Below are 23,478 nucleotides of genomic sequence, written 5' to 3' on the forward strand. Positions count from 1 at the left end.
TGCGCTTTGCCGCATTTTACTAGGTCCTGTTCTGCTCCAAACCTCAACGTAAGCGGAAGGGAAGCGCAAAAAAAAGCCCAGCCACTTGGGCCAGGCTTTTCCTAGGTATTATTAAGATGCTGAACCGACCTGAACCTTAGTTGTCGGCTACCAGCACGCCATCGGCCTCAAAATTAAGCTGCTGCTCGGGCTGGGTAATGGCAGCTATTTCCTGCTTGGTTTTGCCGGCATCCTGGGCGTAGTGGCGCAAGTCCTCTACGGGCACGGTTTCGCGGTGGGCCCAGCCGTTGATGACGATGGTTTTGCCGCTAATGTCTTTCGGAACGAAGAACGCATATTCCTTAAACCGCACGCGTATCTCCTTTCCCTCCGGAGTTTTCATGGTCAGCCAGCAGCCCTTGGCCTGGCACACGGCGTCGGCTTTCCCAACTAGCTTTACCTGCGCCGAGTCTTGCGTGCCGAGCACCGTATTGAGTGCCGAAAGCGGCTGGGCCCCTTCGGCCGTGATGGCGGCACCGTAGGTTTTGCCGGTCAGCTGGACCGGGGCAGCGGTTTCAGAAGCAGTGGCGGCTGGGGCAGAAGCCGTGGTTTCAGCAGTTTGCTGGCAGGCCGTGAACGACAGCAACAGGCTGGCCAGTGCCAGGGTTGGAAAGGATGACATAACAGGAAAGGCAAAAGGCAACGAAGGATTTACCTGCTCAACTTACGATTTTTTGCTTTTCTCTTTGGTGGGCATGGTTGGGCTGGCGGCCCCAGCGGCATTAATAGCCGTCAGCAGACGCACCTGCGCCAGTTTGCCCTTCTTGTCATAGATTTCCGTTTTCACTAGGCCCACCGCCGGCGAGTAGTAATCTACCACCTTCACCACGCTGCGCATCACCATATCGGCGCGGGCGGCCGTGGAGCTTTCGCGCTCAGCTTCTACTTTGTAGCACTGGAAGGTGCCGGCCGGGGTCGTAATGGTTTCGGTGCCCGTTACGCGGCGCTTGCGCACCATGGCGTGCACTTTGGCAATATCAACCGCCGTGCTGCTAACCTGTACGGAAACTCCTCCGCTGGGCAGCTCGCTCCCCACGGTCGGTTGGTTGGGCCAGGCCAGCGGCACTGGCTCAAAAACAAAGCGCCGGTCGCGGAAGGAGCGGAGGCTTTCCGGGTTCAGCTCCGAGAGGCCATCGGTAAAGCTAGTGTCCTGGCGGCACCGAAACGTGAGGTCCTGCAGGTGCAGCAGCTTTTGTTTAGTATCGTAGGTGCCGCTTTTCAGCAGCACGGTGGTAGTGGTAACGGTTTGCTTCTTGTTCTGCTCGGAGCCCAGACTGACCACGTGGTTGCGCAGGGTGCCTGCCGCTTTGCCATCGGCGTTCTGGAGTTGGTAAACCAGCTCCATTTTATCATAGAGGCCAAACGGGTGACCGCAGTCAATAACGGGGGCGGGAGTTTGGGCCAGGAGAGCCGGAGCGCTCAAGGCCAGCAGCAGGGTAGCCGGAATGGTAGGTGAAAACCGCATGCGGAAGGAAGTAAAAAACAGATCAGCCGTTGGTGGCTGCATACGCAAACTGTTGTGTTTAGATACTAGCCTGGCAGCTGAAACGAGCCCATATGGGCTGCTACGGTGTTCTTGCCAGCAGCTTGCTGTAACTTGCCCCGGGGTTGGCCGTTTGCAGCAGGGTAGTGGCCGGGCTTGGTAGCTAAGCATGAGCTAGCAACTACCGGGCCCATTCCCTGCTTTCGGGCCAGCCGCTACATAAGGTTATTATTCACTACTAGCATACTCTCCTGATGCCAGAACAACCTACTTCTTGGGCCGATACGGCCGCTTCCTTGCTATCCAAACTTTCCGGCGGCGTAGAGCTAGCCCTCAATTTCGAGCAGATGGAGCTGCAAGTGCCCAACCCGCAGCATCCGAACACGCCCACCACGTGGCGCCTGAATGGCTCACTGCGCATTCGTACCCGGGGCGAAAACCCGCCGTCAGGTACTTTGCCTCCCGCAACGCCTGGCAACCTTGGCTAAGGGCCTGGATATAGAGGCCCGGCTGGTTATTACGTTTGATGGCGACGACATTCAGGTAGCGGGGGCCGGAGGGTATCTCATCATCAACATGCCCAGCCAGCGCGTGCTCGATAAGCTAACCAGCGGCCCGCCCAAAGACCCCAATGCTCCGCCCAAACCGAAAAACCCCAACGCCCTCGATCCGCTGCAACAGCTCAACGACCTGGCCAACCAACTGGGCCTAGTCCTCGACTTGCGCGTAGCGGGCAAAACCCACGTCACCTTTGGAGCCGGCCGCACCCCCAAAATCACTATGAATGCGGTGCTGGGCAAAATAGGCTCGTTCTTCAGGGGCATTTGACCGCTATACAGAAAGCAGCCTGAAAAAAGGTGTTGAGCTCCTGCCGGATACGCACGTTTTGGCCCGAAAAACGCACGTATCTGGCAGGAGTTTTTGCGTACATTGCTGGAAGGCCCTAGTGCTTTGCCAACCTTGCGGGGCGGAACTTATGGGCTTCGGATTGGTTTGCTTTATCGCACGCAGCCTTTGCTAGCCCACCCATGAATTCCGACCCAGAACGCACGAATAAAATCGGGGCCAATCGGCCTGCTTCTCCCTTCCAGCGCATGGAGCGCATGCCGCTTTTGCTGATGATGCTGTACCTGGGCATGGCCGGGGTTACGGTGCTATTCATTATGCTGCTGGTGGCCTATGCCTACACCCGCTACCACAGCAATGCTGCGCCAGGTATTTACCCGCTGCCGCGCTTTTTTTCGCTGAGCACCATTGTACTCCTGATCAGCAGCTATACCATCAACCAGGCCAGCCGCCTCTATTCCCAAGACGATTTGCGCAGCCTGGGCCGTTGCCTCGGCGCCACGTTGCTGCTCAGTAGTGTATTTGCGGGCCTGCAGCTACTAGGGTGGCGGGAGCTGATGAACCAGGGCGTGTTTCTTGATGGAGTAGCCAGCGGCACGTTTATCTACCTTATTTCGGCGTTGCACGTGGCCCACTTGCTGGGCGGCATGCTGTTTTTGCTGGCACTGCTGCTTCGTACCCAGCACGCCGCCCGCGACGCCGTCCGGACACTGGTGTTTATTCGCAACCCCTACCGCCGCCTGCAGTTGCGCATGGTTACCATCTACTGGCACTTCATTGATGTGCTGTGGGTAGTACTGTTTGCGGCGTTTCTGTTCTTGTATTAAGCTTCTTTCACTCGTAAAAAAAGCCCGGCTCAGGCCGGGCTTTTTTGTTTTATGGGGCTAGTAACTCAGACTCCGGTTGCTAGGTATGTAACCGATTATCCAGCAGGAGGAAATTCACTAGGTGCTGTTTAGTTGGCAATCGTGATGGTGCCTTTGTAGCGTTTTTTATCGGTGAAGGTGATGAGGTAATAGTATACGCCGGCTGGCATGCCGCTGCCGTCCCAGCGGAAGCTGCGGTTGGCGGTGCGGTAGATGCGGTTGCCCCAGCGGCTGTAAATTTCCAGGTCAGCAAAGCGGGAATTGCAGAAGTCGGGCGGCAGGTTGTTCTGCACATTGTCCAGCTCAAAGAAGTCGTTTTTGTTGTCGCGCTGATAGGGCGTGATAATGTTGGGCGGCAGGAAGGCCAGGGTATCGGGGCTGCTGATTTCAAACCGAACTACCCGCGTTTGGGGCTCCGGGCGGCAGGTGCTTTCCTGCAGGGTAAACGTAACCTCCAGGCCTTCGGGCCGAAACGCGTCGCAGGTGGCTTCCCACCGAAACAGACCTAGTGCTTGCCCCGTCCCGTTGCGCGGCGTAAACGTCATGCCCGCCGCGGAGAGATCAAACCCAGTCCCCGCCGCGGCCATCGAAAGTGCGTCGTTATCCAGGTCCAGGCCCGTAAGGGTAGATTCAAATACGCCACCGAGGGGCAGCTTTATGACAATAGGAGAGGTAGTACCAGCCGGCTGATCAGGGAAGGTGCTAGTAAGCGCCGGCGGCCGGTTGTCGTAGTCAATTTGAATAGGCACTACCAGGGAAGTGGTTTGCGCGTCATCGCAAGGAGAAGCTGATGCTGTGAATACGAACTCATACAGGGGCTTATCAACGGCCCGGCAATCTACGCGCCAGGTAAAGCGGCCATTTAGCTGGGTATTGGTTTGCAGCTGGGTTAGCTCAGCCCCCAAGGCTGCCGGTGTGAAGCCGCGGCCCGTCATCACCATTTTTATGGGGTCCTTATCAGGGTCGGTGGCTATTACATCGAACGTAATAAGGTCGCCGGGACGGGCCCTCAGGGGCTGCACGGCGGTAGTGCGCAGCAGCGGCAGCGCATTAGGGTCGGGCAGGGAGGTAAAGGCCACCCGAATGGTGTCGCGCTTGGGCAGGCTGCAGCCGTTGTCAGCCACTATTACATCCAGCAGATAGACCTTGCCTTGGGTGTTTAGGCACGCCGGAAAGCATAGGTTAGAGGTTAGCGTGTCAGGAGCATTAGGGGCCTTTACGGTGCCTTGCAGCACGCTTAGCGTAGGAATGGGGGTAGTAAAGTTAACCGGCCGCAACGAAAGCGTGAGGGCTGAGGAGAGGTCAACATCCGTGAACTTAAGCGTGAAGCAGCGGCTCTTATCGGGTGTTAGGCGCAGCGTATCAATGCCCACGCGGTACGGCTGGCTGCGGTTGGGTACCTGCATCAGGATTTTGGGCCGCGCGTTGGTGGGGCAGCTGATAACCTTGAGCTGAAAGTCGCGGCGGGTTTCGCCTAGCCTCACGCCCTTACGGTACTCGGTGCAGCGCACGCCAAATACAAATAGGCCCAGCTGCGTCGGGAGCACTTCCAGGCGGCCCGTCTGCCGGTCAATGGAGAGGGTAGGGTTGCCCGGAATCTGACGGCTAGTAGACAGGCCGGCATTCCACTGCACCGGCTCGTAGGGGGCGGGTTGGGCTACCAGGGGTTTGGGCAGGAAGGTAGTGGAGTGGCCGTTCAGGGGCGTTACCAAGTCATATATCAGCGAGTCGCCATCGGCATCCTCACCACCAAAGTTGTAGTAGAACAGCTCCCCGCGGCAGGCATAATCACTCAGAGGAGGAAAAATCTGGGGTGTGGAGTTGCGGAATTCTTTCCCATTGCGCGTTACGGCCGGAAACTCCAGATAGAACGCCTGCCCCGCGTTGCCTGGCCCCACAATGTTGCTGATGCCATTGTTGCGGCAGCAACGCTCTACGGCCACATAATAGCCGGCTGCCGAGGCATAATTCTGGCTGGTAAGTGTAATTACCCGAGTGTACACCAGCCGCCGCGTAACCAGAGAAGGAGTAGTACAGGCTGGGTTGGTATAGCTAACGAGCGTGTTGTTGGTGAGAGGCAGATTTACGTCCAGCATCCGGCCGTTGCTGGCCTTATCAAATATGCTGGCCGTTAGCTCTGAGTCAAGGGCGCCGGGCTGGCCATTCACGGCATCGAAATACAGGTTGAGCGTGAGCTGGTAGCTGTTGCCACTCAGGTATTGCAAATCAAGCTCTCCTCCCACAATGTGCGTGGCCCGGGCCGCAGGGGCCAGCAGCCATAGCACAAGCACCAGTAGGCTGCAACGAAGAGAATAAGGCAGAGTAGCAGTAGGCATGCACCAAGGTGGAATAGGACGTTACGAATAGCTAAATATACAAAGCACGACTACGGATCGGGTAGCTGCCGGCTATTTTATGTTGAGCATGTGCGTACCTTTCATGGCCTACTATAGCAGGCTGATCTATCCCATCCTTTCCCTCTTTTCAAGCTATGCGCTTTATTGTTTACTCATTTCTGTTGGCGCTGCTGCTAGCGGGGCTTTCCACTGCCGCGCAGGTGCCTGGGCCTGCGGTTTCGGTGTCCGATTTAAACGCTTCTATGGCCGAAGCCCGGGCCCACATCAAACAGGCCAAAGCGGCCCGCACGGCGTACGCCAGCCTCTCGCACCGCCAGAAAATGGCCCGCTACGATGTGAGCTTTTATAAGCTCGACCTGAACCTGTCGAACACTTCCCGAGGCATCAGCGGCATGGCTCGCATGAAGGCCCGCACCCTAGCACAAGGCATAGACTCGTTTGCCTTCGAGTTGCACTCGGCCTTTACCATTGACTCAGTGGTAGTGAATGGGAAGCGTAGCCCGGGCTGGCGCCGGAAGGGACTCGGCGACATTACGGCGGGTCTTAAGCAGAGTGTAGGCCCCAACATGTGGTTTGATGCGTTGGTGTATTACCGGGGCATAGCGCCCGGAAGCACAGTTACGGCCAACGGCGCCGCCTTCAACTCGATGCCCGACCCTACCTACGGGGTGCGCACTATTTGGAGCCTCTCTGAGCCCTACAACGCCTATGAATGGTGGCCATGCAAGCAGGTGCTCACCGACAAAGCCGATTCCTCGGAAGTGTGGGTATCTACTTCCTCCACCAACAAAGTTGGCTCGAATGGAGTGCTGGAGCGCGTTACTACCCTCCCGGATGGCCGCAAGCGCCACGAATGGAAGTCGCGCTACCCCATTGATTACTACCTTATTTCGGTGGCCATAGCGCCGTATGTGGAGTACGTGAACTATGCACAGCCGGCAGGTGGGCCCCGTATTCCCATCGTGAACTACGTGTACAGCCAAGCGGCCCTGAATTTCTTTAAAGCCGAAATAGACCGCACGCCGCCACTTATTGAGTACTTCTCAGAGCTAGTAGGCCTATACCCGTTTGCCAAGGAAAAGTACGGCCATAGCATGGCGCCAATTGGCGGCGGCATGGAGCACCAGACAATGACAACCCAAACGAGCTTCAGCCTGACGCTCACGGCGCACGAGCTGTTTCACCAATGGTTTGGCGACAACGTAACCTGCGGGGCCTGGGAGGACATTTGGTTAAATGAAGGCTTTGCTTCCTACGCCGAGTATCTGGCCCTGGACAAGCTGACGGCTCACGAAACCGCCCAAGGGTGGATGAAGACCGCGCATTACTACGCCATGAACCGGTACGAAAACTCCCAGTGGAAGCCCATGACCGGAGGCAGCGTATGGGTGCCGGATACCACTAACCCCGACCGTATTTTCGACTATTACCTCACGTATAAAAAGGCTGCTTCTGTGGTGCACATGCTGCGGTATGAGCTGAACGATGATGCCAAGTTCTTCCGCGCCCTGCGTACTTACCAGGATACCTATCGCGGCAAAACGGCCCGCACCCGCGACATGCAGCGGATTCTGGAGGCCGAAGCCGGCCGCTCGTTGCAGTACTTTTTTGATCAGTGGATTCGGGGCCAGGGCTACCCCATTTTTGCCACCCGCTGGAATCAGGTCGGCTCCACGCTGTACATCAGCACCACCGAAACGGCCTCTATGCCCACGATTACGCCCTTCTTCGAGACGGATATTGATTATCAGCTGCAGTTTATTGACGGCAGCACCCGCACCGTTCGGGTGCGGCAGGGGAAGCCGGTTACCTCGTTCTCGCTTCCTGAAGCGCGCATCATTGCCCGGGTTACCCGCGACCCGGAAGAGTGGCTGTTGAGCGGAGCAGCCAGCTCCATCATGCACGATGTGGCCTTGGTTACTAGCTCCCAAGCCGGTGCCAAGTTGCCGGTGCTTACCGTGTACCCCAATCCTTGCCGCGAGCAACTCCGGGTAGTTGACTTCAGCGGAACACGCGCCGAGGCCGAGGTGACGGATGCTACTGGTCGGGTAGTGCTGCGCCAAACCGTGCTGGCTTCGTCTCCGGTGCTTGCCACCAGCGCCCTGGCTCCGGGCCTGTACCACTTGCGGCTCACAGAAAGTACCGGCAGAGTAGCAATGGCTCGTTTCGTGCGGGCTGAAGAGTAAACACTAGCCCTAGTATACAACGAAACCCCCTCTCCAAAGCAGAAAGGGGGTTTCGTTGTATACTAGGGCTAGTAAAAGCGGCTAGCCGCGTGCGTATTTTCCAATCAGCTGCTCCACTTCTGGGGGGGCGCCGGGCAAATGAAAGACCGCTTCCATGAGCTCATCGAAAGTATGAGCCGGCGTGAAGATGGAATCATCAAACGGGTTGCTGAACACGCGGATAAAGCCCGGCTGGTCATTTATTTTGACCAAATCAATGGTGATGTTGCCGTAGGCCTGGTTGCAGCGTCCGGTGCTGGTACAGTCCTTGGGCTGGGGCTTCAGGAAGTGCTTCAGCGTAGTTTCCGAGTATTCGTCGTGCTGTACGGTTCGCTGGTCGGAGGCTCCTAGGTGGTAGCCTAAGGCCAGCACCCGGTCGCGGATGAAATCAAATAAATGGCGGAAGTTACCTGGCCCAATGCTGGGGTCGTAGAGAAACACGGCCCCTTGCCGGCGCGGATCGCGAAGGAGCTGCACCCGGAAACGGGCGCCTGGCAGCCCAGCTTTCTGATAGTGATACGCCTTAAAGTAAGGACCCATCCAGTTCAGATACACCTGCTGCGCCAGCCACTGCTGGCGCACCTGCTCCTCGGCGGCGCTGCGCTGCAACGGATGCCAGTCGGACGAAGGGGAGGGGCGGCCGGTAAAAATATGTTTGAACCGATTAAGCAAAATAGTCTGAATGTTTCAGGGGTAACACAGGCCCCGGCAAATGGTTTGAACGGCAGCGCCGCCCCGACCCAGTAACAAGGGGCCTAGCAACGCATTTGCCGCTAACCAAAATGCAGGCCAGCTTTGTTCACTAGCCCCGAGGTAGCACCCAAGCAAAGCTCCATAAGCGCGTAGGCACCTGCGCACGGAGCAGCCCACCACGCATAAAAAAACGACGCCCTCTACACAAAGGCGTCGTTTCTAGTAAAGCGAAAGCTAGTACAGCTATTTCACGCGCGTCCAGATTTGCGACTTGCCAATCAGAGAGAAGCCGATGTAGCCTTTCACTTCCATGGAGTTGGCATTTTCCATCTTCATGTAGCAAGAATACGTTTTGCCGGTCTCGGGGTCGTAGATTTTGCCATCGTCCCACTTGTTGTCCTCGTCGTATTCGAAGCCTTGCATAAACACCAAGCCTAGGCGCGGGCGTGTGCGCAACTTGGGGTCGGGGTTCATGGAGTCGGTTTTGGGTTTGCCGGTTTTGGGGTCGTTGGGCACGGTCAGCGTCACGATTTTGCCGCAAAGCTTATTGCCACACTTGTAGATTTCAAACGTAGCCTTCTTCTCAGCATTCGTCCAAACGCCCAGGGGCGAAAGCGACTGCGCGGAAGTTACCCCAACCAGGCCTAGGAGCATGCCAAGACAGAGGAACAAAAGTTTTTTCATGGTGTGTGATGTAAAAGTGGGTTTTCTGGGAAAAAGATAGGGGAAACTGCGGAAGAAATACAATTCTGCCTTTATTTGAACTGCCCGATATATGGCAACTATGGGGCCAACCTCTGGATTTATTGTCGAGCTGGAAAAATTTTCATTTTAAAGCGCTTGAAATTCAGGTAGATGAGAAATATGTGCGCCTGGGGCTATAAATAATAGGTTTTTTATTTTGAACCATTCCCAGGGCTTTTAACTTTACCTACCGTAGCGAGTGCTACAGCCCCCGCCAAGCAGCCCTAAGGTGCTGGGAAGCAAAGCCCGGGTTATGTCGGATCTAAAGAAAGGAGGTACAAAATGTCTAGTAGTCCCAAACAAATCCTGCCAAGCCTGTCGAATGTAGTCCGCTTCACCGCCGGACGCGCTTAACAACAGCTTTCGCGCGGAACTCGCTTTTAAATAGCTTTTCCCGCATTCTGGCAAGGTCTTACGTGTTAAGTAGATGATGGGGCTGTACCCCAGACTCATCGCTTGGTAAGATTTGAAGGATTAGATGCCCGGTTCGCCCAGCAGCCCGTAGTGGTTTGCATAGGCGTACCGGGCATCGTTCTTTTAAGGCCCTTCATAAAACAAGTAAGAAGCCAGTTTGAACCGGTAGCAGGCCTAGTACAGAAGAAAGCCTCTTTTACAGCACGCGCCGCACCTGCATAAACCGCCGCTCGTAATCGGTACCTTCAACCTGACTGATTTTTACGCCCGACTCGCGGCGCGCAGACGAGGAGTGCACAAAGCGCATGGGCTCACCGGGCTTACTGATGATGATGCCGGCGTGACCGGGGGTAGTAGCGGTTTGAGCTGTGCCCGTAAACACCACAATATCGCCGGGACGCGCCTGGTTGCGCTCCACGGGGCGGCCTACATCAATAAGCATAGCCGTGGAATGCGGCACCGGAATTTTATAGCGGGCAAAAACATAGTTCACGAAGCCTGAGCAGTCGAAGCCGGTTTCGGGAGTGCTGCCGGCGTAGCAGTAATTGGTACCTAGCTGGCGCAGGGCAAACGTCACGACACTATCGGCACGGGGCGTGGGCTTGTTGCTGATAACATACGCGATGGCCCGTGGCGTAGTAGGCTTGGAGGCCGACTTTACCCTAGGCGAAGAGGTAGTGGCGGGCCTTTGTGGTTGGGCGGAAGCAGGAGTGTAGGTTGCGGGCAATGCCGGCGCCGCGTTAAGCGAGTCGGCAAGCGCCGGGGCTGAGGCCGGATCAGGGCCGCGCCGGGACCAGAGGGCGCTACCTACCACTGCGGCCACAAGCAGCACAAATACAAGCCAGACGTAACGCATACTACAAACTGAAAATAGAGGAGAACAGGAGTAGTTCTGTAACGGGGTGCCCGGGGCCTGGGTTCCAAACGGTTGAGTTTGCGGTGGCAGAGCTAGCTCCTTATTTCCGCCGAAGCTTGCAGCCTGATCCGGATTTCGCCGTTCTTTGGCCCGAGCTTCGGCTCGTATTCCACTTCATCACGTTTATTCTAATGCTCCTGACTCGTTCCTGCCGGCTGGCTGCAGTGGCCCTGGGCCTTGTGCTTGGCTCTGCTGGCTCTGCTGCGGCTGCCCCTGCGCTGCGCTACACCCTTTCCATGCCTGCGCCCCAAACCCACTACTTTGAGGTGGAAATGAAGCTCGATGGCTTCAACAAGGCCTTTACCGATGTGAAAATGCCGGTGTGGGCGCCCGGCTCGTACTTGGTGCGCGAGTTTGCCAAAAACGTGGAAGGCTTCTCGGCCAACGCGGGTAGCGAAAACCTGCGCGTAGAGAAGGTTACTAAGAATACCTGGCGTGTGTACCATCCGAAGGCCAAGGATTTTACGGTGCGCTACAAAGTGTATGCGTTTGAGCTAAGCGTGCGTACCAGCTTTATTGATGCGGCCCACGGCTACGTAAACGGCACCAGCGTTTTCATGTACCCGGCTGAGGGCAAGCAGATGCCTAGTATTTTGGAAGTAAAGCCTGCGCAGGGCTGGAGCCAGGTGAGCACCAGCCTGAAGCCCGCAGGCGGCACCTTCACGTTCCGCTCTTCTAACTACGATGAGCTGGCCGACTCGCCCATTGAAATCGGCAACCAGAAGCTATACACGTTCACGGCCAACGGCACGCCCCACACCATTGCTATGTTTGGCGACGTGAAGGTAGATGAGGCCCGCCTGACCCGCGACATGCAGCGCGTGTGCGAAGAGGCCCACAAAGTGGTAGGCCAGAACCCGCTGGACCGCTACCTGTTCATCGTGCACAACATTGACCGCGGCACGGGCGGCCTAGAGCACTTGTTTTCTACTACCCTCTCGGTATCGCGCAACGCGTATTCCTCGGAGGCCGGCTGGAAAGGCTTCCTGGGGCTGGTGGCGCACGAATACTTCCACCTCTGGAACGTAAAGCGCATCCGGCCGGTGGCGCTTGGGCCGTTTAACTACGATGAAGAAAACTACACCCGCATGTTGTGGGTAAGTGAAGGCGGCACGGAGTACTTCTCGAACCTGATTGTGCAGCGCGCCGGCTTCCTGACGCCCGACCAGTATTTGGGCGACCTGAGCAACGGCATCAACCGCGTAGAGAACACGCCCGGCAACAAGCAGCAGTCGGCCGCTGAGTCGAGCTTTGATGCCTGGATCAAGTACTACCGTCCCAATGAAAACTCCTCGAACACGGGCATCAGTTACTACGATAAAGGCGAAGTAATTGGAGCCGTGCTGGATTTGATGATCATCAACGAAACCAAGGGCCAGAAAAACCTCGACGACGTGATGCGCCTGCTCTACGACCAGTATTACAAGAAACTGGGCCGCGGTTTCACGGATGCCGAGTACCAAGATGCCGTAGCGAAAGTAGCCGGTCGTCGCTTCGATGATTTCTTCCGCCGCCATGTGTACGGTGTAGAAACGTTGCCGTATGGGCAGGCGCTGGGCTACGCTGGTCTGAAGCTGAGCGTAACGCCGGCCGCCGCCACCGAGTTCAGCCTGGGTGCCAGCATTAGCTCGGCGGGTGGCAAGCTAACCGTAGCAAGCGTAGTGCGTGAAGGCAGCGCTTGGCAAGGTGGCCTGAGCGTAGGCGACGAGATTCTGAGCGTAGATGGCATCCGCGTGACCGACGATGTAAACAAGCTGCTGGCTGGCCGCGCCGTGGGCTCGGAAGTAAAGCTGCTGGTAAACCGCGACGGGCAAATCAAGGAGCTGACGTTCCCGTTGCTGGCTAGTTCGCTGAGCCGCTACCGCATTGAGCGCGAGGCCAACCCCACCGCCGCGCAGCAAGCCGTGCTGGCTAAGTGGCTGCCCGTCCGGTAAACACTTGTGAACTCCCTAAAAAAAGCCCCGCCTGAATTCAGGTGGGGCTTTTTTATGTCTTTCGATGCAGGAGGAAAACTGCTTGCCACAGGATCAGGTTTGCTGAGCCCGGGAAGCAGTTCTAAAGCCAAATCACTAGGTGGGTTAAGCGGCCAAAGCGTGGTTAAGCTTCGGATTAAAATGGCCGAGGGGTTTACCTACTAACGGCACCTAGTAAACGGGGCATCAGAGCGGTACGGCGCCCACGGCGGTAGCCAGGTTTACGCGGCCCCACCCTAGGGTGCTGCTGCGGCCAAACCGGTTGCTGCTGGCGGCCACCAATCGGCTCATAATTTGGGCCCGAGTTTCGAAAGGATACTTAGCCCAGAGCACCGCCGTCATGCCAGCCATACTGGCCGTGGCTACCGATGAGCCGCCAATGGTGCTGGGCGCGTCGCCGCTCATGGCCAGCGTGAGGGGCCGCCGGTTGGTATCGGTGCGTTGCATTACCACCGTAAACTCTACGTCGGCGCCCACGTGGCAGTCGTCGCAACGGGAGGTGAGGTTGTCTTTTACGCCTGTAATGGCCACGGCTTCGGCCAGCGAGGCTGGGTACACCACGCCTGTCCAGCCGGAGGTCCAGTCGAAGGAAGTGCCCGCCGCGCAGAAGATAAGCTTGCCTTTGCCATAGGCATAGCGAATGGCATCCGTCATCTGCGACGACGAGGTCAGGCGGCCCATGCTCATGCTGATGATGCGAACATCGGAGCGGTTGCCGGCCAGCAGGTAGGCATTGGTGACGCCCTGCACTTCGCGGCTGGCATCTAGGAATACATCCTCAGCGGCCCGTACGGTAATCAGGTTGGCGTTGTAGGCAATGCCCACGCTGGCCCCATCAGTGCCGCGCGGAGCCGCGCAGGCCCCAGCCATGCCCGTGCCGTGGCCGCAGCCATCATTCGGCGTTTCGGTGGCGCCGTACGGAATCCCGAAGATGGTACTGCGGGGCAGCGTGACAAGTCGCTCAATGGTACGCCCGGAGCTCAAGCCCTGGTTGAAAGCGGAACCTAAGTTTTCCTGCGCATCAGAAGCGCCCGTGTCAATAATCAGCACTTTCATGCCCTGCCCGGTGCTCTGGCTCCAGGCCGACCGAATGCCGTGGTACTGATCTTGTTGGTTCCAGGAAGACAGACTCCCATTGCTGAGTACCGCGTAATCGGAGCCGGCAACCAGGCCGGAAGCGGCCGTGTTGCTGCCGCAGCCGCTGCTGCTGAGTACGGCGGCGGTTTTGTTGGCTGTCTGGTTTTGGTGGATGGGCTCGTAGCCGATGGGCTCCGCATAGCGCACCAGCTCCGACTGGCGCAGCGCCTGAATGGTGCTCAGTTGCCGGACCGTTACGGTAAGCACCGGCAGGCTGTTTTCCTCGAACACGCTCAATTGCTCCGCGGTCAGCTCGGGATGCGTTTTGCGCTCTTCAGCCAGAATAAGGGCTAGTACCTGGCCCCGGGCTTGCTGCCAGCTCGGCTCCTGGTGGGCATCATCGGGGAGCGGGGTAGTAGCCGCCACACCGGCGGGCCGGTACCCTACGGATAGCACCTGATCAGACTGCTGCAAGGCGCTCCAGACGGTGTAAGCTGAGGCCTCGTTCCAATTGAAAGTGCCCTTCTGGCGCAGAGTATTTAAAATCTGCTCATCGAGTTGCTGCGTGGTAAGGGCCACGTGTAACTCAGCGGCGGGGGAAGGAGCTGGGTCGGCGGTTTCCTGCTGGCAGGACCCTAGGGCCAACACCAGCAGCGCGGCCGGATATAGGTAGTGCAGATGCATAAAATGGTGGGGTTTGGTTGTGGATAGATTGGTGTATTGAATTAAGCATAATATGGGATAAGTGCAAGTAGTGGCTTGGTATTTAAGCACTTAACCTTCGTTGCTGAATCTGGAACGCAACAAAAAAGCCCTCCTGCGTAGCAAGAGGGCTTTTGTAGCTACTGAAGCTAACCAATGAAGAACACTCGTCAGAACTAACGGATGCGCTTCAGGGCCACATCGCGGACGGGAGTGATTACTAGGGGCACCTTTTCCACTTTCACCGAGCTAGTGTCAAGGCCGAAGTATTTGTCTTCGGAGGCAATGAATTGCTTGATGTAGAAGTACGCCTGCATCACTAGCTTCTCAACCACCGGAAACTCGTTTTCTACCGACAGGAATTTCTCTAGCACCACAAAGCGGAAGTCGCCGGTAACGTGCTGGCGGCTCAGGGATTCGTAGCGCGAGGTAATATCCACTTCCTGATTGCGCACCAGGTCTTCCACCACTTTGCGGAAATACAGGTTGATGCGCTGCTCCACCCGGAAACCCAGCCGGAACGTAATGCGGTAGGCATCGTCGTTGGCTAGTTCCGTAACCTTGTACTCCATAGTATACGGCTCATCAGTGGTATCTACGTGCACAAACCAATAGATATCAGCTCGTTTGGGGCGCTTCTGAAAAATGGAGTAGATAATTTTCGACTCAATTTCCGTCTGGCGTTCCGCCGAGGTCATGAACACGAGGTGCGTAGAGTATTTCGGCACCGACTCGTCGGCGCTAAGCTCCTTGAGCGCATCCATGTAGGGATCAATCTTCACGAATTCCGTCAGGCGGCGCTTAATGTAGTAGGCCCGCAGCCAGACGTACATCACCGAAACCAGAATGAAGCTAATGGCCACCGATACCCAGCCGCCGTGCGGAAACTTGATGAGGTTGGCTATCAGGAAGGAGCCTTCAATCAGGCCGTAAATCAGCACAAACAGCGCAATCAAAGGCAGCGGCACGCGCTTGGCCCGCAACCACATCGAGAGCAGCAAGGTGGTCATCATCATGGTGATGGTGATGGCCAGACCGTAGGCGGCTTCCATGTTCTCTGACTTCTGGAAATACAGTACAATGCCAATGCAGCCCAGCAGCAATAGCCGGTTCATGCTCGGTACGTACAGCTGGCCCTTCACATCGGTAGGGTAGTTGAGCTTTACTTTGGGCCACATGTTCAGGCGGATGGCCTCAGAAACCAGCGTAAACGAACCGGTAATAAGCGCCTGCGAGGCAATAATGGCCGCCATGGTAGCCACCCCAATGCCAATCAGCAAAAACCAGCTGGGCATCAGCTCAAAGAACGGGTTGCGGCCCGCCAGCGGCTGGCCTTCGTTGGCTACTAGCCAGCCGCCCTGCCCAAAGTAGTTGAGCAGTAAGCAGGTTTTTACAAAAATCCAACTGATGCGGATGTTGCCTTTGCCGCAGTGGCCCAGGTCGGAGTATAAGGCCTCAGCCCCGGTAGTACACAGAAACACCGCCCCTAGCAGCCAAAAGCCGCCGGGCGTGTTCACCAGCAGGTTGTAGGCGTAGTAGGGGTTGATGGCCTTCAGAATTTCGGGATGCTGAATAATGCCCTTCACGCCCAGCACGGCCAGCATGCTGAACCACAAAAACATAATCGGGCCGAAAGCTTTGCCCACAATCTGGGTGCCGAAGCTCTGCAGCAGGAACAAGCCCACAATGATGGCAATGACGATGGGCACCGTCTGGATGCCCGGGTTTACGCGCTCCAGCCCCTCAATGGCCGAGGAAACCGAAATGGGTGGCGTAATCACGCCATCGGCTAGCAGCGCCGCACCCCCGATAATGGCCACGGCCGAAAGCCAGCCGCCGCGCCGCCGCACCAGGGCAAACAGCGAGAAAATGCCGCCTTCGCCGTTGTTATCGGCATTTAGTGTGAGCAGCACGTACTTGATGGTGGTCTGCAGGGTAAGCGTCCAGAGCACGCAGCTGATACCACCGTACACCAAATCTGCCGTGATAACGCCGGGTACAATGGCTTTCATTACGTAGAGGGGCGAAGTGCCGATGTCGCCGTAAATGATGCCTAGGGCAATGAGCAAGCCCGCCGTAGAAATGGCGGTATGCTGGTGTTTGGCGTCCATGTGAACAGGAATAGAATGAGGATAGCCGTTTTTGGCAAGCGGCGCCAAAGGTAGGTGTTGCGCGCGAACTGCCCACGCAGCTGCGCTTTCGGCAACTACCTCGGCAATGTTAGAAGTGAACGTGAGGGTTAGGGCGCGCTAGGCAGGCCAGAAGGAGTGGGCCCGGGAAAGGAAGTTGCGTGGAGCCAGTAGGCAGCGTCAGCGGCGGCCTCGTTATGGCGTTGCTGAATGCGGCGGTTCGCTTCCTGCGCCAATTGCTGCCACGTGCGGGCACCGCCGGAAAAGGCAAAGTGGCGCGGCTCCCGGCCGGGCCGGTGCAGGCGCCAGCGGTTGGTGCCGCGCGCTCCCCAGGCTAGCAGCATAATACCCACGCCCATGCCCAACGCCGCCGGCAGGCTGCGCAGCCAATACTGCAGAAAACCCAGCAAAAACCCGCACAACACAAAAGCACCCAGCAGTACCCCCAGCAGCCAGCGCACCGGGCGCACATCCACGCCTTCCAACTCCCGCCAGCCAAACAGCTCGCCGTTTAGCTCCAGGGCATCGTTGGTAAGGGCCACGCGGCCATCTTCGCTGCGGATAGTAGGAAATTGTTCGGGAGGGGGCGGCGGAAGCGGCCGAAATCCGGTATCGGTTTCAGAGGAGTTGGGCTCCGGGAAAGGGGTAGCGGCCGGGGCCGGCGGGGTAGGCTCCGGGGTTTCGGGCGCCGAGCCGGGTAGTAAGGGAGTTTGGTCGTCTGTCATAGCCGAAAAAGCCCCGCTGCTCGTGGTAGTTCGCACCCACAGAGGCGGAACGACAGGCACGGGGCGCAGCGGGGCTTGCATTCGGAAGGATTGCCTAGTTGTTTACTTTCAGCAGCTCTACATCAAAGATGAGGGCGGAATCGGGGCCGATGTCGCGGCCGGCACCACGCTTGCCGTAGGCCAGATCTGAAGGGATGTACAGGCGCCACTTCGAGCCCTCGGGCATCAGCTGCAGGGCTTCTGTCCAGCCAGCAATTACCTGGTTTACGCCAAAGGTAGCGGGCTGGCCACGCTGGTACGAGCTGTCGAATACGGTGCCGTTGGTGAGTGTGCCGTGGTAGTGCGTGGTTACCGAAGCGCTGGGGCCGGGCTTGGGGCCGTTGCCTTCTTTCAACACTTCATACTGCAGGCCGCTAGGCAGGGTAGTGATGCCGGGCTTGGCGGAGTTCTCTTTCAGGAAGGCTTCGCCTTCGGCTTTGTTGTTGCTCATGGTACCAGAGTCTTGCGTGGAGGAGGATTCTTCGTGGGCTTCCATCTGCTGCTGCAGTTGCTGCATGGCGCTTTGCATTTGCTCGGGCGTCAGGCGGCTGGGCTCACCGCCCAGGGCTTCCTTCATGCTTTGGGCAAATACATCAATGTCCAGGTCGAGGCCTTGCTGGGCGAAGTTGCGGGCCATGTCGCGCCCAATGATGTAGCTGATTTGCTCTTTCAAGCCGGTCAGGTTCATAAACTGCTGAGTTGAGCTGGACAGTGAGTTCCGAACAACGTATTCGGGAGCCAACAGGCCAGCGCGTGAGAGAATGGAAGCGGCCCACCGCGGGCCGCCGTAGCTGTGAAGTACCGAAAACAGGCGGGAATGGATGTGGTTTTTTTTGCCTCCACCGCTTAACCCCCTGAAAATGACCTCCGGTTTGTTCCTGCCTAAACGCAGCAAACCCCGCTTAGGGCGGGGTTTGGTAGAATTAAGGCCACTTTTTGCCTAGCAGAAGTGAAGCTCTTCTTCATCCTGAAGATCAAAAAAAAGGTTCAGGTTGCGTACCTGGGCCGCCAGGAAGCCCAATGAACCGATACCTCCCAGAACCAGCAGCGAAGAAATGGCAGCAGTGCTCTTTTTCATATGATTTGTTGTATGTAGATGCAAGTCAGCTTCTTGACTGCAAAGATACTACGCAAATTTTGTAAAATTGTTATGCAAGCATCATTTATTTGCCAGCCGCCTCGCTTCTCGGTGGGGCACAAAGTGCCGCGGTACTTGCCCACTTTCTGCGTTTTTGTAGCCTAGGTTGCTGTTCTCTTCAAAGTGCCCCAACCCCAGTGCGCGCCCCGAAGTTGGGTTGGCCGCAAAGTAAGGGCTAGGGCAGGAGAGCGTACCGAAATGCCTGGCGCTACCACTTGGCCACATGTACTCAGAAAGCTGAAGCCGTTGTCGGACGGTGCCGCTGCTCCAGTTCCAGCAGCCACTGCTTACGCCAGAGCCCGCCCGCGTAACCCGTTAGGTGCCCATCGGCCCCAATGACGCGGTGGCAGGGAATGATGATGGCCACGCGGTTCATGCCGTTGGCTGTAGCCACTGCCCGCACGGCACCAGGCCGGCCCAGCGCCACGGCCTGCTGCCCATAGGAGCGGGTAGTGCCATACGGAATGCGGCCCAGTTCCTGCCACACGGACTGCTGAAACTCGGTGCCAGGCGTAACCAGGGGCACGGTAAACTCGTGGCGGGTGCCGGCAAAGTACTCGGCCAGCTGCGCACGGAGTAAGGCAAAATGGGGGTTGTCGCTTTGCACGAGGGTAGCGTTGAGCCGCTTGGTTAGGTCTTTGAGTTCGGTTTCCAGCATGCGCCGGTCCGTGAACTCTAGCAGGCAAATTCCCTGTTCTGTGCCGCAGGCCAGCATGGTGCCTAGGGGCGTTTCGAGGCGCGTGAGGTTCAGGATCTGCTGCTGCCTGCTCCGGGTGGGAGCTACGCCAAATACAGCTTTAAACGACTCCTGAAACCCGCTCAACGACTCAAAGCCACTATCGAAGGCCGCCGCCGTAACCGTGTCGCCGTTCTGAATTTTCTTGAATGCCAGGTTGATGCGGTTCAGGCGCTGGTAGGCCTGGAAGGTGATGCCGTGCTGGCGCAAAAACCACCGCCGTACGGTGGCGGGCTCCAGCCCCTGCTGGCGCAGGCTATAGTCAGTGATTTTGACGCTGGGCTGCGCACTGAGCTGCTGCAGCAAGTGGTGAATAAACGGAGGGGTAGCGTCTCGGGCCGTAAGTGGCGTGCACACTTTGCAGGAGCGGTAGCCATGCAGCAGCGCTTCCTTGGTGGTGGCAAAGAACTCCACGTTTTCGGGTTTGGGCTTGCGGGCCGTGCAGGTCGGGCGGCAGAAAATGCCCGTGGTTTTTACGGCCGCAATAAAGCGCCCTTCATACGAGGCATCTTTGGCTACCAGCGCCTGGTAGCACTCAGCAGCGGTGGTTTCTAGAGTCGGGAGCATACAGCAGGGCAGGAAGTAGATGGAAGGCGCTTGGGTAATGATTGCAAAACTCGCCCACCTACCGCCGGCCCGCAACCGAAAAATAGACAAGCATTTTTCTAGTTGCTATAGCTTCGGTTGTCCCTGTCTTCTGCCCACTTTAAACCACTCCGATGCCCAGTAAATTGGCGGGTGCATACCAAACTCTAGCTGGTGTCCAGTTCAGCAACCTACCGTAGGCGCTTTCCAGTTGACCCCAAAAGCATCTGCCGCTGAAATACCTATCCACTGCAGTTTAGTTTGAATAGTTCTGTATGTCAGTGTGTTACCGCTAGCCGTTGCCGCGCTACAACCGCATTGTTCATGATGAGGCAGTAGAGGTAAAAGCCGCCGGGCAAATCGGTTACGTCCATGGAAAGCTCCTGCTTGGGTAGCACCGCGCGCACATCCATCCGGCGTACTAGGGTGCCGCGCACATCAAACACCTGAATCGATTTCGGCGAAGAGCCCAATTCTTCTTTTAGCTGCACCGTTACCTGCTCGCGGGCCGGATTGGGGTAGCAGCGAAATGCTTCCGCGGCCAAATCAGCAGCGCGCACGGGGGTAACGGTGGCTACCGTAATTCGGCCGTACATGCCCACGCCTGGCCCCCCATGGAAGGTGCAGTGATACGGGAATGAGCCGGCCGTAGAAAATGTGATGGATTTGGTTGGCGTGGCCGTGTTGATGGTGAACGTGGGCCACGCAGCATTATCGGAGGCGGTTGGGTGAGTGGCGCTTCCGCCCTCGTATTGCCACGTAACTACGTCACCGGGCTGAATAGTTACCAGAATGGGGTCGTAAAAATTGTCCCCAACCTTGATAATTACAGTGGCGGCTTGTGCCGAAACGCCCATAAAGAGCAGCGCCAGCCCAATCAGAATGAGCGTAAAAGTCTTCATCTTCTTGCGGTAGTAAAGTGAAACAGTACCTCGACATCGATTCCCGCTCATGCAGGTGAGTGTAACGCAGCAGGAGAGTCTGCCGCACCGAATACATAGTTCCGCTTGCAGGGGCTAGTCCTTAGCCGTATGAAAGGCCAAGCCACATGCAGATGCTTTGGTGTACTACTCGGAGCAAGCAGCTGATTGGTTGCCTAGTGAAAATGAATACTATGTTCTCGTCCGGAAAAGGAGGTGGCCTACTGTTATATATCAATGAAATGTGGCCAACCAGTTGACAGAACGCGTGCAGGGTGCTGGGTAGAGCGTTACCAGGCATCTGCCGACTAGCCCCGCCAAAAACCTAAAGTGTTCATTAAGGCCGAGACCAGACATACCGAAAACGGCGGCCTGTAGTACAGACCGCCGCGGACTAGGCTAGTAAAAAATCAAACTGCTACTCAACCTGCGCTACTTCCACGCGTCGGTTGCGGGCATCGGGCGAGGGGTGAAGCGGGCGCGAATCGCCGTAGCCGATGGTACTGAGGCGTTCGGCTGCAATACCGGCTTTTACGAGGTAGGCTTTCACGGCTTCCGCGCGTTGCTCCGAGAGCAGTTGGTTTTTCTCAGGCTCCCCAATCTTATCGGTATGGCCGGCGATGCGCAGTTTCAGCGTAGGGCGCGCTTTCAGCTCCGCAGCAAGCTGGTCAAGAGCCGGAATGCCTTCGGGCAACAGTTCAGGCGTTCCGAGCTTAAACAAGACGGTGGGCAGTACGACCGGTGTAGGAGCCAGAATGGGCGCTGGTGCTTGCTGCCGTGCTGTATCGGGCTGGGACGGGGCGGGAGCCGGTCTGGCCGGTTTGGGCTTGGGAGGAGAGGCCCCGGTAACCTTAATGGTAATGGGCACCGCTGAGCTCTGACTGGTAGGGTAGAAGCTTTGCGTCAGATAGAAGGTAGTGGTTTTGCTGAGCTTGGTCCGGAACGTGTTGCCTGTGTTCACGGGCTGTTTCAACTCCGCGTCAGCAAACCACAGCACGTTGCGGCCCGATACCCGAATGGTGCTTTCGGTGCCCGCAGGTACCGTAGCTGCCGATTTCAGCTTGATGCGGTAAAACGTAAAGGTGCCTTTGTCGCAGTCGCCGATGGGTTGGTACGTAGCGCGGCCAGTCAGCTTCTCCAGGGCTGGATCATAGGTGAACGTAATGAATCCTTCGCACCAATAAGAGCCGGGAGTGCGCCCGGTTTCGCTGAGCTTCTGCTGATGCTCGAGCCGCAGGCTGGTAGCCGTTTGGGTGCCCTTCACCTGAAACGTGACCGTAACGGCCGGCTGTCCGCCCACTTCCTGATACAGCACTCCAAACAAGCCCGCGCCGCCACTTTTCTGCAACCGGAGCACGGCCGGCCACGTCTCACCCGGTTCGCCGGTGTCGGTTTCTACGCCTTGCCAGATGCCTGCCAGAGATTGTGCCCGCACTGGCCCCGCCATTAGCAAGGCCACCATACTAATCCATAGGATGCGTTTCATGTGGCTACGTAAGGATAGGTTACTGGCTGAAATCCAGGTCGACATAGCAAAACAGGCCGGTAATTTAATGGACGCTTTCATCGGTTTCAAACCAAAACGAAGCTGAAGGACAGTTGTTGCAGTGCAAAAAAGGCTAGGTCCGTAACCGTCGCAAACCGGCTGTAGCTACTATCCTACCCTACAAAACAAGCCGGTGGATAAGCGGCGAATTGTTGCCATAGCCAGGGTGTAGACTGTAAAGCTCTCCTGAAGTTAAAAAGAACGTCCTGCTGAAAAGCACGTCATGCTGCACTAGCTGAAGCGTCTTGCTTGCGAATAGCGGCCTAGCAACGGTCATGCTGAGCGGAGTCGAAGCATCTTGCTTGAATTGTTGAAATGATACCTCACCATCAGCACGCGAGATGCTTCAGTTAGCGCAGCATGACGTGCTTTTCAGCAGGACCATTTTCGTTTGCTGTCCGCACAGCCCAGGAAAGTGAAAGGGCTTTATCCCAAGTCCGCCATATCCTCGGTGCTCAGCCGGATATTGGCGGCCTGCAGGTTTTCCCGCAGGTGCGCCAACGAAGAAGTGCCCGGAATGGGCAATATCCAGGGGGAGCGGTGCAGCAGCCAGGCAATATTAAGTTGGGCTTCTGTGGCGTTGTGCTTCCGGGCTATTTCCGCCAGCTTATTGCCCGCCTTGGGCAGGCCGTGAATGAGGGAGAAAAACGGAATAAGCGGTATGCCGCGCTGCTCGCAGATGTCCAGCACTTCCTCGCCGCCGGGGTTGGCCCCGTGCGGCAGTTGCACTGTGGTGCGCTGGGCGTAGCTGTACATGTTTTCTACGCTGGCAATTTCGCCTAGCTGCAGTCCGGCCTCCAACTCCTGGCGGGTTACGTTGCTCAGGCCTACGTGTTGAATCAGGCCCTGCTGTTGCATCTCGAACATGGCGCCCAGCTGCTCGGCCAGCGGCACCGGGCCGTGGCCCATCAGGCGCAGGTGCACCAGCTGAATTTGTTCTAACTTCAGGGTGCGCAGGTTGTTTTCAATGCTGGCCCGCAGGTTTTCGGGCCGGTTATAGGGCACCCAGCTTTTATCGGGGCGGCGGGTGGCGCCTACCTTCGTGCAAATCACCAGGTCCTGGGAGTACGGGTGCAGGGCTTCTACAATCAGCCGGTTCGTGACGTCCTCGCCGTAGTAGTCGGCGGTATCCAGGAAGTTCACGCCCAGCTCAACCGCCGTTCGCAGAATTTGTAGCGCTTCGGAGCGGTTGGCCGGTTCGCCCCAAATATCCGGGCCCGTCAGGCGCATGGTGCCATAACCCAACCGATTGACGGTGAGAGGCTGAGCAGAGTTGGGGGCAATAGTGAGGGTAGTAACCATGAGGGAAGGAATAAGGATAGGGT

General features: G+C 57.2%; 20 protein-coding genes. 5 read left to right on the forward strand and 15 right to left on the reverse strand.

Annotation, left to right across the window (positions count from 1 at the left end; all coding sequences use genetic code 11):
* Positions 1-136: 136 nt before the first annotated feature.
* Together ACYVGU_RS05985 and ACYVGU_RS05990 are read right to left on the reverse strand one after the other, a co-directional pair.
* Positions 137-661 (reverse strand): DUF4920 domain-containing protein, encoded by a 525-nt coding sequence (locus tag ACYVGU_RS05985; RefSeq protein WP_460621304.1) that lies wholly within the window; start codon positions 659-661, stop codon positions 137-139.
* A 42-nt stretch (positions 662-703) separates the two neighbouring features.
* The gene (locus ACYVGU_RS05990; RefSeq protein ID WP_460611957.1) at positions 704-1,504 is read right to left on the reverse strand and encodes a TapB family protein; all 801 of its coding nucleotides are present in this window, start codon (positions 1,502-1,504) and stop codon (positions 704-706) included.
* A 272-nt stretch (positions 1,505-1,776) separates the two neighbouring features.
* On the opposite strand from ACYVGU_RS05990, the gene ACYVGU_RS05995 reads away from it, so the two are divergent.
* From ACYVGU_RS05995 to ACYVGU_RS06005, 3 genes are all read left to right on the forward strand, one after another.
* Positions 1,777-2,010, forward strand: a complete 234-nt coding sequence (locus ACYVGU_RS05995) for a hypothetical protein (RefSeq protein WP_460611956.1) — start codon at positions 1,777-1,779, stop codon at positions 2,008-2,010.
* Positions 2,003-2,350, forward strand: a complete 348-nt coding sequence (locus tag ACYVGU_RS06000; RefSeq protein ID WP_460611955.1) for a hypothetical protein — start codon at positions 2,003-2,005, stop codon at positions 2,348-2,350. Before ACYVGU_RS05995 ends, ACYVGU_RS06000 begins: the two co-directional genes overlap by 8 nt.
* 200 nt (positions 2,351-2,550) lie before the next feature.
* A complete protein-coding gene (locus ACYVGU_RS06005; protein WP_460621305.1) occupies positions 2,551-3,195 on the forward strand; it encodes a cytochrome c oxidase subunit 3 in 645 nt (214 codons plus the stop codon).
* A 128-nt stretch (positions 3,196-3,323) separates the two neighbouring features.
* Here the strand turns inward: ACYVGU_RS06005 and ACYVGU_RS06010 are convergent, their stop codons facing one another.
* The gene (locus ACYVGU_RS06010; RefSeq protein WP_460621306.1) at positions 3,324-5,570 is read right to left on the reverse strand and encodes a gliding motility-associated C-terminal domain-containing protein; all 2,247 of its coding nucleotides are present in this window, start codon (positions 5,568-5,570) and stop codon (positions 3,324-3,326) included.
* Between the two features lie 155 nt (positions 5,571-5,725).
* On the opposite strand from ACYVGU_RS06010, the gene ACYVGU_RS06015 reads away from it, so the two are divergent.
* Positions 5,726-7,777 carry a M1 family aminopeptidase gene (locus tag ACYVGU_RS06015; protein WP_460621307.1) on the forward strand — a complete coding sequence of 684 codons (2,052 nt, stop codon included), beginning with the start codon at positions 5,726-5,728 and terminating at the stop codon, positions 7,775-7,777.
* Positions 7,778-7,858: 81 nt separating this feature from the next.
* Here the strand turns inward: ACYVGU_RS06015 and ACYVGU_RS06020 are convergent, their stop codons facing one another.
* The 3 genes from ACYVGU_RS06020 to ACYVGU_RS06030 form a co-directional block, all read right to left on the reverse strand.
* Positions 7,859-8,488: a hypothetical protein gene (locus tag ACYVGU_RS06020; protein ID WP_460611951.1), complete on the reverse strand. Its 630-nt coding sequence runs from the start codon at positions 8,486-8,488 to the stop codon at positions 7,859-7,861.
* 264 nt (positions 8,489-8,752) lie between these two features.
* A complete protein-coding gene (locus ACYVGU_RS06025) occupies positions 8,753-9,193 on the reverse strand; it encodes a DUF2147 domain-containing protein (protein ID WP_460611950.1) in 441 nt (146 codons plus the stop codon).
* Positions 9,194-9,863: 670 nt separating this feature from the next.
* On the reverse strand, positions 9,864-10,523 hold the full coding sequence (locus ACYVGU_RS06030) for a C40 family peptidase (protein ID WP_460621308.1): 660 nt from the start codon (positions 10,521-10,523) through the stop codon (positions 9,864-9,866).
* Positions 10,524-10,714: 191 nt separating this feature from the next.
* Here ACYVGU_RS06030 and ACYVGU_RS06035 point away from each other — a divergent pair, with 191 nt between their 5' ends.
* Positions 10,715-12,517 (forward strand): M61 family metallopeptidase, encoded by a 1,803-nt coding sequence (locus tag ACYVGU_RS06035; RefSeq protein WP_460621309.1) that lies wholly within the window; start codon positions 10,715-10,717, stop codon positions 12,515-12,517.
* A gap of 225 nt (positions 12,518-12,742) precedes the next feature.
* On the opposite strand, the gene ACYVGU_RS06040 is transcribed toward ACYVGU_RS06035, so the two are convergent.
* From ACYVGU_RS06040 to ACYVGU_RS06080, 9 genes are all read right to left on the reverse strand, one after another.
* Positions 12,743-14,317 carry a S8/S53 family peptidase gene (locus ACYVGU_RS06040; protein WP_460611947.1) on the reverse strand — a complete coding sequence of 525 codons (1,575 nt, stop codon included), beginning with the start codon at positions 14,315-14,317 and terminating at the stop codon, positions 12,743-12,745.
* 194 nt (positions 14,318-14,511) lie between these two features.
* Complete coding sequence (locus ACYVGU_RS06045; protein WP_460611946.1) at positions 14,512-16,446, reverse strand: KUP/HAK/KT family potassium transporter; 1,935 nt, start codon at positions 16,444-16,446, stop codon at positions 14,512-14,514.
* Positions 16,447-16,574: 128 nt separating this feature from the next.
* The gene (locus tag ACYVGU_RS06050; protein WP_460621310.1) at positions 16,575-17,189 is read right to left on the reverse strand and encodes a hypothetical protein; all 615 of its coding nucleotides are present in this window, start codon (positions 17,187-17,189) and stop codon (positions 16,575-16,577) included.
* 94 nt (positions 17,190-17,283) lie between these two features.
* Positions 17,284-17,916, reverse strand: a complete 633-nt coding sequence (locus ACYVGU_RS06055) for an FKBP-type peptidyl-prolyl cis-trans isomerase (RefSeq protein WP_460611944.1) — start codon at positions 17,914-17,916, stop codon at positions 17,284-17,286.
* 252 nt (positions 17,917-18,168) lie between these two features.
* Positions 18,169-18,306, reverse strand: coding sequence for a hypothetical protein (locus ACYVGU_RS06060; RefSeq protein ID WP_460611943.1), 138 nt, complete (start codon positions 18,304-18,306; stop codon positions 18,169-18,171).
* 289 nt (positions 18,307-18,595) lie between these two features.
* Complete coding sequence (locus ACYVGU_RS06065) at positions 18,596-19,669, reverse strand: bifunctional transcriptional activator/DNA repair enzyme AdaA (protein WP_460621311.1); 1,074 nt, start codon at positions 19,667-19,669, stop codon at positions 18,596-18,598.
* A 296-nt stretch (positions 19,670-19,965) separates the two neighbouring features.
* Positions 19,966-20,589 (reverse strand): T9SS type A sorting domain-containing protein, encoded by a 624-nt coding sequence (locus ACYVGU_RS06070; protein WP_460621312.1) that lies wholly within the window; start codon positions 20,587-20,589, stop codon positions 19,966-19,968.
* A gap of 436 nt (positions 20,590-21,025) precedes the next feature.
* On the reverse strand, positions 21,026-22,093 hold the full coding sequence (locus ACYVGU_RS06075; protein ID WP_460621313.1) for an OmpA family protein: 1,068 nt from the start codon (positions 22,091-22,093) through the stop codon (positions 21,026-21,028).
* A 486-nt stretch (positions 22,094-22,579) separates the two neighbouring features.
* Entirely contained in the window at positions 22,580-23,455 is an 876-nt protein-coding gene (locus ACYVGU_RS06080; protein WP_460621314.1) for an aldo/keto reductase, read from the reverse strand.
* Positions 23,456-23,478 lie beyond the last annotated feature (23 nt).

The sequence above is a fragment of the Hymenobacter tenuis genome, from assembly GCF_054780495.1.